This is a genomic window from uncultured Fibrobacter sp., from assembly GCF_937877005.1.
Taxonomy (GTDB): Bacteria; Fibrobacterota; Fibrobacteria; order Fibrobacterales; family Fibrobacteraceae; genus Fibrobacter.
In genome coordinates this window covers 21,654-36,917 of the sequence record NZ_CALEFV010000274.1, presented here as the reverse complement: position 1 = coordinate 36,917, position 15,264 = coordinate 21,654, and the positions used below count along the sequence as shown (strand labels likewise).

At 50.3% G+C, this 15,264-nt stretch carries 10 protein-coding genes; 5 read left to right on the top strand and 5 right to left on the bottom strand.

The features are described from left to right. The first annotated feature begins 219 nt into the window (after nt 1-219). The 5 genes from Q0628_RS12190 to purF all read left to right on the top strand — a co-directional run bounded on the left by Q0628_RS12190 (nt 220) and on the right by purF (nt 6,151). Complete coding sequence (locus Q0628_RS12190) at nt 220-1,101, top strand: LysR family transcriptional regulator (RefSeq protein ID WP_298771343.1); 882 nt, start codon at nt 220-222, stop codon at nt 1,099-1,101. A gap of 19 nt (nt 1,102-1,120) precedes the next feature. Further along, nucleotides 1,121-1,609 (top strand): GNAT family N-acetyltransferase, encoded by a 489-nt coding sequence (locus Q0628_RS12185; protein WP_298771341.1) that lies wholly within the window; start codon nt 1,121-1,123, stop codon nt 1,607-1,609. Nucleotides 1,610-1,803: 194 nt separating this feature from the next. Next, nucleotides 1,804-3,021: a GGDEF domain-containing protein gene (locus Q0628_RS12180; protein ID WP_298771339.1), complete on the top strand. Its 1,218-nt coding sequence runs from the start codon at nt 1,804-1,806 to the stop codon at nt 3,019-3,021. Nucleotides 3,022-3,194: 173 nt separating this feature from the next. Continuing rightward, nucleotides 3,195-4,562, top strand: coding sequence for a VWA domain-containing protein (locus tag Q0628_RS12175; protein ID WP_298771337.1), 1,368 nt, complete (start codon nt 3,195-3,197; stop codon nt 4,560-4,562). A 203-nt stretch (nt 4,563-4,765) separates the two neighbouring features. Then, complete coding sequence (gene purF, locus Q0628_RS12170) at nt 4,766-6,151, top strand: amidophosphoribosyltransferase (RefSeq protein ID WP_298771335.1); 1,386 nt, start codon at nt 4,766-4,768, stop codon at nt 6,149-6,151. Between the two features lie 45 nt (nt 6,152-6,196). Here the strand turns inward: purF and Q0628_RS12165 are convergent, their stop codons facing one another. From Q0628_RS12165 to Q0628_RS12145, 5 genes are all read right to left on the bottom strand, one after another. Further along, the gene (locus tag Q0628_RS12165; protein ID WP_298771333.1) at nt 6,197-7,717 is read right to left on the bottom strand and encodes a sigma 54-interacting transcriptional regulator; all 1,521 of its coding nucleotides are present in this window, start codon (nt 7,715-7,717) and stop codon (nt 6,197-6,199) included. A gap of 110 nt (nt 7,718-7,827) precedes the next feature. Then, on the bottom strand, nt 7,828-9,036 hold the full coding sequence (locus tag Q0628_RS12160) for an LL-diaminopimelate aminotransferase (protein WP_298771331.1): 1,209 nt from the start codon (nt 9,034-9,036) through the stop codon (nt 7,828-7,830). A gap of 118 nt (nt 9,037-9,154) precedes the next feature. Continuing rightward, nucleotides 9,155-10,021, bottom strand: a complete 867-nt coding sequence (gene dapF, locus Q0628_RS12155; protein ID WP_366979160.1) for a diaminopimelate epimerase — start codon at nt 10,019-10,021, stop codon at nt 9,155-9,157. A 250-nt stretch (nt 10,022-10,271) separates the two neighbouring features. Next, complete coding sequence (locus Q0628_RS12150) at nt 10,272-11,141, bottom strand: hypothetical protein (RefSeq protein WP_298771327.1); 870 nt, start codon at nt 11,139-11,141, stop codon at nt 10,272-10,274. Between the two features lie 2 nt (nt 11,142-11,143). After that, entirely contained in the window at nt 11,144-15,259 is a 4,116-nt protein-coding gene (locus Q0628_RS12145) for a C25 family cysteine peptidase (protein ID WP_298771325.1), read from the bottom strand. Nucleotides 15,260-15,264: the final 5 nt, after the last annotated feature.

Below are 15,264 nucleotides of genomic sequence, written 5' to 3'. Positions count from 1 at the left end.
CTGGACAAGACCAATACTTTTTTCATAGGTTCCTCTCGGTTGAAGTCTTTACATGTTCAAATATACCTCTTTTTTCAGATATTGCAAATACTTTGTTTTCATAACTAGATATGCTTGTAAAGCATGGAAAGTATGCTTTCACAAGCCTTAGTTATTCCTTCCGGGCTTTATTTTTGCGATTTCATACCTCCGGGGCTTGAATTTTATTAGTTTTTGGGTATGGAACTTCGAGTTTTGCGGTATTTTCTGGAGGCGGCGCGGTTGGGGAATGTCTCGCGCGCGGCGGATAATCTTTGCGTGACGCAGCCGACGGTGAGTCGCCAGCTCAAAGAGTTGGAGGAGGAACTGGGCGAGAAGCTTTTCGAGCGCACGAACTACGCGATTCGGCTGACGCCTGCGGGGGAACTCTTGCGGGAGCGTGCGGAGGATATCCTTTCGATGGCAGACAGGACGGTGCAGGATTTCAAGTCGCTGAAGGAAGACGAGGTGGTGGGTGAAATTGCCATTGCCTGCGCGGAATCGCGGAACGTGAATTTTCTTTCGAAGTGCATCGCGATTCTCCGGGACGACTATCCGAAGATTAAGTACAACTTATATTCGGGCGACAGCGAGCGCGCCCTGGAAAAGCTGGACAAGGGCATTTTTGATTTTGCGGTGGTTGTAGACAACGTCGATTTGGAAAAGTACAACTGCCTTGCGGTGCGTTCGGTGGACCGTTGGGGCGTGGTGATGCGTCGCGACGACCCTTTGGCCAGGCGGGATTTCATCGAACCGAAGGACTTGCTCGACAAGCCGCTGATGGCGTCGCGCCAGGCGATGGTGGCGGATTTGCCGAAATGGTTCGGCGACGATATTTCGAAGCTGAACGTGATTGTGGGGCTGGATCTTTCGTACAACGGTTCGGTGCTTGCCAAAGAGGGCACGGGCTACCTGCTCACTTTTGACGGCCTTGTGGATACGAGCCGCAGTTCGCGCCTGTGCTTCAGGCCGCTCATGCCCGAGCTCACCACCAACATGTACATCATTTGGCGGCGGGGCCAGCAGTTCACGCGGGCGGGCGAACTTTTCCTCGACACGCTCCGGCACGTGCTGGGGGAATAAAAAAAAGGAGATCATTCTCATGCTTAAAATTGAACAATATAATACAAAGTATATCAACGACGCGATTGAAATCTGGAACGATATCGTTGAAGACGGCATCGCGTTTCCGCAAATGGATTTGCTTGACCCGCAGACGGGCGACGCCTTTTTCAAGTCTCAGTCATTCACGGGAATCGCTATCGATGCAGATTCCGGCGAAGTTGTGGGGCTGTACATTCTCCATCCGAACAATGTCGGGCGCTGCGGACACATTTCGAATGCGAGCTATGCGGTGAAGAAGAACAAGCGTGGCCAGCATATCGGTGAATTTCTCGTGAAGGATTGCCTTGCGAAGGCGAAGGAAATCGGCTTCAGGATTTTGCAGTTCAATGCGGTTGTCGCGACAAATACGTCTGCACTGAAGTTGTACAAAAAGCTAGGCTTTACGCAGCTAGGCGTAATCCCCAAGGGATTCCTGCTCAAGGACGGGAGCTACGAAGATATTATTCCGCATTATATTGAAGTTTAAAACGGCTAAAAGCCTAGATTTTATGGACAGTTTTAATCTTTTTCATTAAAATGAATATATTTTAAGGTATCGGGAATAACAATTTTTCGGTAAATGCTATGGACAATTGCCCAAAATTTATAGCAGACTATCCTGTAAACTCTGCGGAGTTTTTCACGGCTATAACTTACGCCACAACTGAACTGTACATTTCGATGCATGTGCTAGACCTTAAGGATCAAACCGCATTCCCCATCAAGACTAATGAATTCATCGATAAGTTCATGAAATCCAGCAGTTCCCTACAAGAAAGTTTTACCAATATCATGGTAAACCTTGCATGTCCAGAAAGCGTTGAGACTATCAAGAATTTTACGACGCTTTCAACATTGCCGGAACGCCTGAAAAATACAAATGTTATTTCAGAAATTTTTCATGGAAAGATACACGGTTGGAGCAAGGCGATATTTGTCCGCATTGGCGAAGAAAAGCCACTACGCCGAGTCCTGTACCTTGTCGAAAACGTGAACGCGCAAATGACAAAATTGGAACAAGAGAAGGAGCTCCTGGAGCAGAACCGCAAACAGCAAAACATGATTAATGCGCTCATGGACGGATACGCCTCCGTCGCCTGTGTCGATTTTACAACGGGAAAAGTGGAAATATTCCGCATTAACGATCGAGCTCAAAAAGCACTTTGCCTCCCGAAAGAACTGCCATCGTTCAATACACTTGCTGAGAAATACATCAATACGACCGTTCTCGAAGAGGATCGGGATAGCATTCGAAAAGTGCTTGACGAGTCGTATATTAAAGAGCACCTGCAAATTGGATGTAGTTCGTCCAAAATATTTCACAATGACATCGGTCAGTACGTCGAAATAAAGGTTGTACGAACCGGCGAAGAAACAATTGTATTCGGTTTTACCAATAAAAATAGCGAAATCACAGAAATAAATGACAAAATCTACAAGGATTCGTTGACTCAAGTGATGAACCGCAAGTATTTTGACGATAAACTAGCATCATGCAATTGTCAAGCCGTTGTAATGGCCGATATTGACTTTTTCAAGGATGTTAACGACAACTACGGCCACCAGTGCGGGGATGCGGCCCTTGCGGCCGTGGCATCAATACTAAGTTCGTCTGTTCGTAATTTGGACCGCGTCGTGCGTTATGGCGGCGACGAATTCTTAATCTCATTCAGGGGCATCAGTCATGAAGTGCTGAAAATCAGACTTGAACAGATGCGCGCTTTGGCGGAAAATATTAAACTTCAAAATCACCCAGATGTACAGTTAACGATGAGCTTTGGCGGAACATACGGAAATGGAACCGTTTCAGACATGCTCTCTTATGCCGACAAGGCTCTCTACATGTCCAAGAAAAAGCGGAACTGCGTTTCCTTGGTTCCGTTTGAAGAAAAAAAGTAAGCCCCTTTTTATTAGACTGAGTTAACAGCGAAAACCGAATCCATATATAGAACAATTTGTTTCATATAGATTTTTCTTTTGAAAAATATTAAGCAAAATCGCAAAAATCATCAAAAAAGTGTTGATTTTGTTTTATAGAAAATGTATATTCGATAAAAAAGGGAGAACGACCTATGAAAAAGAAAATTTTTTCCATACTAACGACCGCATTTACACTATTGTGTATCGCCTGCAGCAACGACAGTTCCAGCAACGCCGTTGCCGATGATGATGCCGATGGCTCCAAAACAGCAACCACCGAGACCGTAAACACCTTCGAAACGCCCGGGACCGGCACCGACGAACTCGAATTCACCGCCACCGAGGACTACTCATACGAAATGAGTTCCGATAAAGCCGTCAGATCCGATAGTTACGAGGGCGATATCGCTCCCGCTGTCCCCGCACCTGGCATGGATTACGAAGAAGGCTACGGCGATGGTTACTGGAGCGGAGAATCCAACGAAAGGAAATCTGGACTGCTCACAGCCAGCGAGTGGAACGACCTGGACAACTGGAATTCCTGGGCAGCAACCCTTGACAGCAACAGCTACAGCAGCATGCCGGAATACTGGAAAATTTTCCCCAAGACTCTTGTCGCCGTGCAAGTCGTCGACAAGAACAAAGCCGCCTTAGCCAATGTTTCCGTGGAACTCCTCAACGGCAGCGCGGTAGAGTTCGCCGCAAAGACGGACAATTCCGGCTTCGCCTACTGCTGGATAAGTCTATTTAAAGGTTCAAGCAAGGATTTGAAAAAAGAAGATTTCTCGCTGAAAGTCAACGGCGTGGTATCCAAAGACCCCGTCAAGCTCACCCTCATTGACGATGATTCGCTCAACGTCAACGTCATCACAAGCAGTGCCAAGCAGGCCGAAGCCGCGGCAGACATCGCATTCATCGTGGACGCCACCGGCTCAATGGGCGACGAAATCGATTTTCTCAAATCCGACCTCGAATACATCATCGACCACGCCAGTTCGGGCAACGACGCCAAGTTGCGCACGGCGGCACTGTTCTATCGCGACGAGAGCGATGTGTACATTACGCGCGGCGAGAACTTCGCCAGCGACGTGTCCACGACTCGCGAATACATTTCCAAGCAGGAAGCAAACGGCGGCGGCGACTATCCCGAAGCAGTACACTCCGCACTTGAGACCGCACTGCAGGAACTTTCATGGAACGAATCCGCACGCGCACGCATCGCATTCCTTATTCTCGACGCCCCCGCCCATCACGAAGGCAGCGTCATCGAGAGCCTCCAGAAATCCATCAAGGAATTCGCCAAGAACGGCATCAAGATTATCCCTGTGGCAGCGAGCGGCGTAGACAAGGATACGGAATTCATGTTGCGGTTCTTTGAGCTCGCAACAGGCGGCACGTACGTGTTCATCACCAACGACAGCGGCATCGGCAACGACCATATCGACGCCAGTGTCGGTGACCACGAAGTGGAAAAGCTCGCCGACCTGATGGTAAGGCTCATCAAGAAATACGTGGAATAGCTTTTCCTTTACGTTTTTTGTAAACCCTGGTTATGCTTAACCAGGGCTTTTCCATATAATATATCGAATTTCGCCTAAATTTCGTCTTTTTGGTCAATTTGGCACAGATTTTGCATTCTATTGGAGTCCGTTTTCCCGCTTGCACCCGTCCGGGTGGGCTACGACCCTTGAGGTAGAGAAGACATCCATTCCGAAGAGGCATTATGCTCGAAGAATTACATGAAGAATGTGGCGTTATCGGCATCTATAACGGCGATAACGTCGTCCGCAATGTTACTATGGGGCTTTACGCCCTGCAGCACCGAGGCCAGGAAAGCGCAGGCTTTGCCGTAACCGACGGAGATAAGGTACGCGTCCGAAAATCGATGGGGCTCGTCTCAACACTCCTCCGAGAACACAATGTCGATGAACTGCAGGGTTTCGCAGGCATCGGCCATGTCCGCTACAGCACCACCGGAGCTTCGACCCTTGCCAACGCGCAGCCGATTCTCGTGAGTTGCAAATGGGGCCAGATTGCAGTCGCCCACAACGGAAACATCACCAACGCAGCCGAACTTCGCGCCGAAATGGAAGCGGACGGCCACATTTTCCAGACCACCTCCGATTCAGAAATCCTTTTGCACGAAATCGCGCGCACACACGCCGACGACCTGGGAGAAGCCATCAAGAAGGCCGTAACCAAGTTCACTGGCAGTTTTTGCCTCGTCTTTATCAGCAAGGACACCATGTATGTCGCCCGGGATGGTTTCGGATTCCGGCCGCTTTCCATAGCCCGCCTAGGCAAGGCCTGGTGCGTCGCATCAGAGACCTGCGCATTTGATTTACTCGGAGCCCACTACATTCGCGACATCCAGCCCGGAGAATTTCTCACCATCACACAGAACGGTCTACATTCCGAGCGATTCACCCACAAAGACAGACTCGCCCACTGCATTTTTGAGTACATCTACTTCAGTCGTCCCGACTCCAAAATTTTTGAACAAAGCTGCGACAAGATCCGCCGCAAAATGGGCAAGCAACTCGCCAAGGAATGTCCCGTAGACGCAGACATCGTGATTTCCGTTCCCGACAGCGCCACAACCGCCGCGCTTGGCTATTCGCAGGCAAGCGGAATTCGCTTCGAAATAGGCCTACTCCGCAACCATTACGTGGGCCGCACCTTTATCGACCCTACACAGAATGTGCGCGAACAGAAGGTAAAACTCAAGTTCAACCCCATCGAAGGGGTACTCAAGAACAAGCGAGTCTGCGTCGTGGAAGACTCTATCGTACGCGGAACCACACTCAAGATTCTTTCGAGGATGCTACGCGACGCGGGTGCCCTAGAAGTCCACATTCGCATCGCATCGCCTCCAGTAGCCCACCCCTGCTTCTTCGGCATGGATTTTCCGAGCCAGGGCGAACTTGCGGCCAGTTCCATGACGCCCGATGAAATCGCAAAAATGCTCGGTGTCGAAAGCCTCGGCTACCTAAGCGTCGAAGGCATGAAGGAATGCACCGGTGAAGGCGAGAACTACTGCGCAGCCTGCTTTGACAACGACTATCCCGACTATATCGGGACCGACACGAAAAAGACCCGCTGCGGTTAGGCGACGGATCTGTAATTTTTCGGCAGGTTACAAGTCCGGAAGCAACTAGCGTCCGGACTTTATTCCTAGTTTGTTCATGCGATAGTTCATCATGCGCGGAGACACGCCGAGGTCGCGGCCTGCGGCAGAGATGTTTCCATCGTTGCGCTTGATGGCTTCTGTGATGATTTCACGCTCATAGTTATCCATCATCACTTCGAGCGGAGCAATCTTCGTTCCCGCTGCGCCTGTCGAATTGACGCTCAGGCTTGTCTGCAACGAAGGCGGCAGATTGTAGCTGTGAATACAATCGTCACTCGCCGTAAGCACGGCTCGCTCCATGCAGTTTTCCAGTTCACGCACATTACCCGGCCAATGATAGCTCATGAGCAGATTGATGGCCGTCGTCGAAAGGCGCGCCACCTTCTTGTTGTAGCGCAAGTTCATCTTTTCGATGAAATGTTCAGCAAGAAGAATTACATCGGACTTGCGCTTGGCGAGATCCGGCATGGTAATCGGAAAAATGTTCAAACGGTAGAAAAGGTCTTCGCGGAACTTGCCCTGCGCAATGAGTTCTTCCAGGTTGCGGCTCGTTGCCGCCAGAAAAAGCACATCGGAATGTAGTTCCTCGTTACTACCCACGCGGCTGAAGGTGCGTTCCTGCAAGAAACGCAGAAGTTTCACCTGAGTCTGCATCGTAAGGTCGCCAATTTCATCGAGGAATAGCGTTCCGCCGTTCGCCGCCTCGGCACGACCGATACGGCGGTTCATGGCCCCCGTAAAGGCGCCCTTCTCATGACCGAAAAGCTCACTCTCCACCAAATTTTCCGGAAGGGCGGCACAGTTCAGCGTAATAAAAGGTTTGTCCTTTCTCGAAGACAGGTTCACGATTGCGCGCGCAATCATTTCCTTACCCGTACCGCTTCCGCCTCGAATCAAGACGGTCGCATCGCTTGGCGCCACCTGACGTACCTGCTCGTAAACAATCTGCATCTCGCGACAATTACCGACCAGGTCCCCAGGGTTATTCGAAAGCATATCACGCAGCTTACGGTTTTCTTCCAGCATCGCTTCGTGCTCATTGTGCAGTTCGATACACTCGTTCGCCGCATCGCCCGTGATGTTTGCGATAATTTCAAGCAGCGCCACATCGCGGTCCAGGTCAGTCGTTCCATCGACAGGACGGTCAATCGAGAGAGTTCCGATAACATCTCCCTCATGAATCAGGGGAACGCATATGAAGGCCACCTGGGTTTCGTAATGACGCGAACCTGTACGGTTCAAGAAACGAGAATCCTTGCGAAGGTCAGGAATCACGTGGCTCACGCCACGCTCGGCAACATGCCCCGTGATCCCCTCGCCTACACGATAATGCCCCAGCTGCTTTTCGTTTTCATCGAGTCCTCGCGAAGCTTCAATCTTGAGGGTGTCACCGAACAGAAGAGCAAATGTGCCTCGTAACATTCCGAGTTCTGTTTCCAGGATACCCAAAACGTTTTCAAGCAATTTTTCCACATTACGTTCGTGAATGATCGCGACGCTAATCTTCTGGATAACCGAAATCTCTAGACCTATTGGAGAGGGCATGGACATAAAATAGTAAAAGAGGTTTGAGGTTCGAGGTCGTGCCTACGGCACTTTGAGGTTTGATAAACGTGTAATTGATTTTTTGCTCAGAGTGAGCCGACAAGGCGACTTCAAAGCTTTTCTTTGATTCTCCTAAGAGCTTCGCAGGTGCGTTCATAGTCTCCGAAAGCGGTAAGGCGAAAATAGCCTTCGCCACAAGGACCGAATCCACTACCCGGAGTACCTACAACTTCGCAGGTCGAAAGCAGACGATCAAAGAAATCAAAGGACTTTTCACCGCCTGGAGTCTTCCACCAGATATACGGAGCATGTTCGCCCCCAAAAACCGTATAACCCGCAGCCGTCAGTTCCCGACGGATAACGCACGCCGTGCGCATATAGCCGGCAATGACTTCACGAGTCTGAGTCCAACCCACGGGAGAATATATCGCCTCGGCAGCACGCTGAGTCACATAACTCACGCCATTGAACTTGGTGCACTGTCTGCGGTTCCACATGGCACGGAGTTTTGATAGTTCGTGCGGAATTACCGTGTAGGCGCAGCGAACGCCCGTAAAGCCGGCCGTTTTGCTGAAACTACGGAATTCGATAGCGCAGGTACGAGCACCAGGAATTTCAAAAATGGAATGCGGCAGCGTCTCATCCTGAATATAGCAGTTGTAGGCTCCATCAAACAGGATAATGGCCCCATTTTCGTTGGCGTAATTCACGAACTTCTGCAAGGTTTCGCGGCTGAGCACCGTACCGGTCGGGTTGTTCGGGCTGCAAAGGTAAATCAGCTGCACCGGCTCCTTGGGCAAATCCGGCTGGAAATCGTTTTCGGCAGTCGACGCAAGGTAGGTCACCTTAGAAAAATGTCCGTCACTTTGCAACACGCCTGCACGGCCAGCCATTACGTTGGAATCCAGATAGACCGGGTAAACCGGGTCCGGAATCGCAATCTTTACATTTTCTGTAAAGAGCTCCTGGATGTTTGCCACATCGCACTTGGAGCCGTCGCTCACGAAGATGTCATCGGGGTCCATTTCGATACCGCGGGCGGTGTATTCGCCACGGACAATCGCTTCGCGCACAAAATCATAGCCCTGTTCGGGACCGTAACCGCGGAAAGTCCCCCTGTCAGCCATTTCGTCCACGGCCTTGTGCATGGCCTTGATGACCTCCGGAATAAGCGGCGTGGTCACATCGCCAATGCCCAGGCGAACGATGTCCGCATCGGGTTTCTTGGCCTGATATTCCTTAATTTTCTGGGCTATAGTCGAGAAAAGGGAGCTGCCCGGCAGCAAGTCGTAGTTGGTGTTGATGATTGATGAATTCATAATTTGGTTTGAGGTCGTGCCTTCGGCACTTTGTGGTGTGAGGTTGAGAGGATTAGAGAGTTCATTTATCGTTGTTCAGAGGGCGAAGCCCGTCCTCAAAGCGAGTTTACGAGCGACCTCACGCCTCAATCTCTCCTTTAAATACTTCTTCTGCGGGGCCGGTCATGAGGATATGATCGTTATCGTTATATTTTATATGCAATACTCCGCCATCGAGGACGATATCGGCTTCGTCGCCCACGCGGCCCGTACGACGGGCCGCCACGAGGGTGGCGCAACTTCCAGTTCCACAGGCAAGCGTCACGCCACAGCCCCGTTCCCAAACCCGCATGCGGATTTGGGTGGGCGTAACCACCTGCGCAAATTCGATATTGCAACGGTCAGGGAACTGACTATCGACTTCCAGAACACTACCCCACTTTTCCAGCTGGACCTTTTCAATATCGTCGACAAAAATCACGGAATGGGGATTTCCCATCGACACCGTCTCTCCGGTAAAATCGAAACAATCGGCAGTCAGCTTAATCGTGCCGAGAAAATGACGGGGCTCGCCCATATCCACGCATACGCGGCCATCGTCCAAGAGTTCCGGACGCACAAGGCCGCTCTTCGTATGAAGATTAAACACTTTCTGGGCAGCAGACTCTGCCAGCCCCCGGCTATGAATGAATTTCGCGACGCAACGGGTCGCATTGCCGCACATGGCCGCCTCCGAACCATCCGCATTAAAAATGCGCATTTCGAAATCGATTCCGTTCGCAACCGATTTCGAAGCAGGTCCCGTGGCAATTCCGTCAAGTACCAGGCATCCTTCCGAATCCATCGGAGTCACTACAACGACCCCATCCGCCCCAATACCAAAGCGGCGATCACAAAGGCGCACGACTTCGCGCTCGAAGGCTGCACCAAAATCTACAGGCTGGCCGGGTTCAACAAGCACAAAATCATTGCCCAGCCCGGTCCATTTAGAAAATTTCATTGACATATAGTTACTCGCGTATTTTAGATCGCCATACTATATGCAACATCTGTGCCAATTTTACAAAAATTGTTAAAAAATCAAAATTTCGGCAAATTCCGCCATATTTGGACGAATGTTTCATTCCTCTGTTTTACATTTTACGTAAATAGGCACACTTCGTTTTACAATTTATGTAAATAGGTGTCAAATCCATTTACATGCGATGAATAATCAAAAAGGCACCTACGGCGCCTTTAGATTTCAAAAACGGAATTCACTTTTTCTTGGACGACTTCTTTTTCTTATCCTTCATTTCGACGCGACGTGAACCGGCTCGCAGACGTTCCCATGGACCAAAGGACATTATCGGAAAAAGAAAGACGAAGAACCAGACAAGCAGACCGACATAGCCAACGATGGCCCCCGGCCAATAGACACCACCCGGAACATCAAGGGCCATCGCCGAGACGAGCAGGAGGCCGCCCACGAGCACGGGAACGAGCATTTGTTTTTCAGCCTTCACCAACGCACCCGCCTGAGGAACTCCCGCAGCCAAATGCTTGCCGGCGACAAGCGCAAACACCATGGAATAGGCCAGCCCAACCGCAGAAAACATGGCCCACCAAAGTCCCTGTGTAGACATGTCCGAAGATTTCGCTGGAACGCACAGAATCAGACCGCCCAGTAAAATCCACGAGATGACAAACGGGAACAATGCACAGGCCACCGAAAGTTTCACGAAAATGAACATCACAAGGCCAACAGCGGCAAGAATACCAAACATCGGCAACGGCATCGACTCGCTACCGCCCATGATAAAGAGCGCTGCGACAAAAAGAGCGGGAAATACGACAGACGCGACACCGCCACGAATTCCACCAAAAACAAAAGCAAGTACCACACAGGCGACAGCGGCTACGGCCAGATACTGCGATGAAGCCCAAAGCGCCTGAAGGGATTCCGTTTCAGCCAGCCACATGCCAAACGATTCAGATGCCGCCAGCGGAAGCGAAACGATTTCTTGCCAACGAGTTGCGACAAACGAAACCGTAGCCACGACCAAAACGACCAAGGCTATCAGCCTGAAACGCAACATCAATTCAAAAAAAGTCTGAATCTTTCCCGGTTTTTCTCTCAAATCCATCGTTACCTCGAAATTAACAGTTTTTGCTTTTTAGTCCAAGTTTTCTTGCCCGAATTCTCAGTAGCAGAGACTTCGCTGCGGACGACATAGTGATACAATCCGTTCGCCAGTAGACGACCATGATTATCGTGGCCATTCCAATGAGTGACACCGGATACAGCATTCTTGAGAACTCTGACAAGCTTGCCGTTCTGGTTGTAAATAAAGATGTTCACCCTGGAATCCCTATCGACGGCCAAGTTCTTGAAATAAAAAGTCGTACCCTTCTTGCCCATTGGATTCGGGACATTAAACACATCGGCAAGGCCCATTTCCATGTCATCTGTTATTTCAACATTCAGTGTCTTGATGCTCGCATTCCCCAAAACATCAAGCGCACGGACCTTGAAAACATACTTTCCGGCAGGGTACTGTTCCGTAGCGAAATTCATACGTACCTTCGCCCGTTTAGCAGTCTGTTCAATATACGGCCACGGATGGAACGGGTCCTGCACACCAACGACTTCGAACGAAATTCCTTCATCGGCCTGTTCACGGAAATCAAGTGCGCTAGAATCCTCGACCACCACCTGCAAGCAAGCCGGACTCTGCAGCTTAACCGTAGAACCATCGGCAAAGCCAGTTGCAGTGCCTCCAGCATAACAAGACTGTAACTGAATGGTCGGTGGGACCGTATCCTGCAGGGAATCCGCATAACTGGATACGCCTCCAATTGCGATGTTTCGGACCCATGCGCGACCCACGCCACCATTCTTAGGCGAATACGCCCACAGCGACAGTTCTGCGGCCGTATCTCCGATGGAAATTTTACGAGGCGTAATGAACTCCGTCGTGAAGCGACCGTTTTTCACGGGAACCGTTTCAGAATAGATAAAGGCTCCGTCAAACAGAACGTCAGCCGAGTCTCCCGACACCTGTAAATCGATACGCTTGCTCTTGCGGCCTTCGAGCATCATCAAGTCAACGAAGCCGTCATCAAGACCGGATACCGATCCCGACAGGCTCATCTTGTCCAAAGCCCATATAGTATCGATTTTCGTATCCAGCGAGACCTTCATTTTGTCGTCCGGCATTTTCAAAACAGGTTCACCCATAAGGATGTAACGTTCGTTATTGTACCGTTGCGCACTATATTCCCTGCTTACCGTTTCGTTCTTCGTTTTCATGAATGCGTTTCCGAGTCTTTCACCACTTCGGCCTATCGCATTGAGTATAATATTCCTTCCTAACTCTGAGTTGTAGGAGCCAAATGTTTCACGGGTCGCACCGATCGAAGCGATAGAGCCTGCCCCCGGAGAAACAAGGAATTCCTGCGAAAGGGATGACTTGCCGCGATCAAAGCGACCAACCGTACAGGAAAAAGACCCAAGAATAGTATACCGCCCCTTATTCGAAAGTCTCGAGACATAGCTGGCCTTGAGTAGACCTTCATTTGCCCAGTCCGTTTCGGATCCATGACCAAAGTACGTCGTAAAAAGGGCTCCCTGATTCATAAGGTTGATCAAATCTGTCGTAGCTTCCTTCTTCTGGCCCATCGCATCTTCGGCATACTCGAGCAAGTAGAGCTTCTTAACATTCCAGCGGGCATTATTCACGATCGAAAGCGAATCAACGAGCTTAGCAACATTTTCCTGATTTAGAATGTGTCTGCTAGAATCCTTATGACCATTGTTTCTTGCATCATCAGCCGCAAAAAGAAGCGACGACCGCCAGTTAGAATTGTCCATGATTCCGGCACCGTCATACTCCTTCGCCTTTGCCAGGTAATGCGAAAAATCAGTCAGCGAAGAAACCGGCAAGCGACCCACAGCAACATCAAGATCATACCTTCCGAAGCGAACCTGTTCCCCGGAATCAAGAACGGCAAAGAAATCCTCGACAACCGCATCTTCCTTTTCAAACGGAGGAATATAGGAAGGTCCCATTTTTCCGCTCAGGCCGCGATAATCGAAATGGCCTAGGCCAGCAAGCAACACATAGCGCATATTCGGACAAATCGAATACACATAGGAGATATAATTTCGAATCGCTACCGGAGACACTCGGCCAGCCGTATACTGCCTATAGATATCTTCCACCGCCACAACCGATGTCGGCAAGTTCGACGTGCTTCCTTCCGAACGGAATTCCGCAAGCGACTTGGCCACCTCAATGAATTCATGAGGAGCCACAATTAGGTATTCAATTTTAGAATTCGGTTTGGACAAATCATTCAGAATGCCATCGATGCGAGGCGGCAAGCCTTCCGCCTTGAGCCCATTGCGGTAGGTTCCCGAGCGAACAGCCAGGTAGCGGACATCATCATCGGCAGAGACGCTATCCTTGAAAATTCCATTGGATGATGTCAGGAATCCGACAGGCCTCATGTTCCTGAACTTCATCACCTGAACACCAGACAGCGCCGGGATATTGACAACTCCCGAAACGGCTCCGGGCAATAACCATTCCGCCGAATCGACTTCGGGTTTCCACTCATAAGCGACGCTGTATCCGTCAAAGCGATCGAACTGGTTGTCATTGGGCAACATATCCAAAGAGTAACGGTTGCCCGAAACGGACAGCGGCGGTCCGTCCATGCGGAAATTACCTCCAGGCAACAGGGACATCCCAGAACGTTCTACACGCTCCCCGTTGACGACGAAAGCGAATCTAATGTCCACCATTCTTTGCGCATAAGACCTGGAAGAATAGGACACGTTGTTCACTTGGTCCCCAGGAGAAACTGCGCCGGAGCTCCAAACGGATCGATGCGGAAAATAGGTCACCGCAACATACCGATTTCCGGAAGGCTGCAGTCCAGGGAGTTTTTCCGTTTGAGGAAGCGACAAGACTGAATTCGGAACATTGGTCGAGTCAAGACGGCTATGCCATTGCCAGAACCATTCCTTGCCCGTAGACTTTTCCCAATCCAGTTGCCTGCCAAAGTACGTATCGATTAGAAGAGCTTCTTTTTCGGCACGGACATAGCGCATCCATTTCAGGTCCTTGCCGGCACCCGACGGTACCTTCACCTTGTCACTGAAACGAAGTCCCTTGCCGGAATCCCTTATACCGAAAAGGAAATACTGGTAGAATGAATAAGGAGAGTACGAATGGAAATAATCCATTTTGCCGTTTTCAAAAAGGGGATCTTCCCTATCACAGCGTTTCCAGAATGCGTTTCCATATCCGACAAATATCAGGGTATCCCCATCATCAAATATGCCGTCCGCCTTATCTCCGCCTGGAGTATGATCCCGAATTTCTATGGGAATCTCAAACAGTTGATCGGGAATACGCTCTTCCGTACCAGGCCCCATATCCGCAAGCGTATCAGGGGACGCACCAAACAGGCTAATCCGGTCCAGCGGTATTCCGTCGAGTTCATTCTGGCGCTGCCAAAGAAGCAAGGAATTCCGAATGGTCGAGAACGGAACCGCATACAGACCATCTTCGCTAAAGGTGGCAACATCCCTATCTCCAACCTGCAGCTTGGAAAGGAATGTTACATTGGAAGATTCTCCAGAAGCAGCCTTGCGGAGCGCCTTGCGAGAAGAAGCTAGAGACTTTCCGAAACGAGACGCAGCAACGGGGTTCAACACCCTGGAAAGAGCGCGTTTTCCTGGATTCACGCCTGCGGCGGAGGCATTGAAGCGAACTTCCAGCTTAAAGTTCTTGCGAAGCGCAACCGATGACCCGTTCCTGATGTAAAGAGGCACTCGGATATCCGTCATCCAGAGTCCGTCTCTCTGGAACGGGGCCGACACCTCCACCGGCAGGAACTTCAGCTCTTCTCCATATCCGCCCGGTCCTTCCTTACACAGCGGCCTTCCCAGCGGAACAGTCTTGATGTCCGACAAGGAAACGGTTGGCTTGTCCGATGTCGGAAGAGCAACGCGATAAGAGCGGAAGGGCATGGAGTTTCCATCCATGTACATGGCCGCTTCCGGCAGAAATTTACCACCGAGCCTGTCCAGAGTATCGCAAGAATGTACTGCGGATTCCAGGACTCCATCTTCAAGAACGAAGCGTTTTTGCGAATCTTCAAGCACCCCCGCCATGCACGGCAAGGCTAAAAAAGCGAACAGGAATAATGACTTGATCGAGAACTTCACTTTTTCAAAATAGCAATTAATCATTCGCA

Excerpts from the sequence above, each read along its gene's own strand:
- Q0628_RS12160 (WP_298771331.1), bottom strand. The coding sequence starts at position 9,036 with ATGAATTCATCAATCATCAACACCAACTACGACTTGCTGCCGGGCAGC.
- Q0628_RS12180 (WP_298771339.1), top strand. The coding sequence starts at position 1,804 with ATGCATGTGCTAGACCTTAAGGATCAAACCGCATTCCCCATCAAGACT.
- Q0628_RS12165 (WP_298771333.1), bottom strand. The coding sequence starts at position 7,717 with ATGCCCTCTCCAATAGGTCTAGAGATTTCGGTTATCCAGAAGATTAGC.
- Q0628_RS12190 (WP_298771343.1), top strand. The coding sequence starts at position 220 with ATGGAACTTCGAGTTTTGCGGTATTTTCTGGAGGCGGCGCGGTTGGGG.
- Q0628_RS12145 (WP_298771325.1), bottom strand. The coding sequence starts at position 15,259 with ATGATTAATTGCTATTTTGAAAAAGTGAAGTTCTCGATCAAGTCATTA.
- Q0628_RS12150 (WP_298771327.1), bottom strand. The coding sequence starts at position 11,141 with ATGGATTTGAGAGAAAAACCGGGAAAGATTCAGACTTTTTTTGAATTG.
- purF (WP_298771335.1), top strand. The coding sequence starts at position 4,766 with ATGCTCGAAGAATTACATGAAGAATGTGGCGTTATCGGCATCTATAAC.
- Q0628_RS12185 (WP_298771341.1), top strand. The coding sequence starts at position 1,121 with ATGCTTAAAATTGAACAATATAATACAAAGTATATCAACGACGCGATT.
- dapF (WP_366979160.1), bottom strand. The coding sequence starts at position 10,021 with ATGTCAATGAAATTTTCTAAATGGACCGGGCTGGGCAATGATTTTGTG.
- Q0628_RS12175 (WP_298771337.1), top strand. The coding sequence starts at position 3,195 with ATGAAAAAGAAAATTTTTTCCATACTAACGACCGCATTTACACTATTG.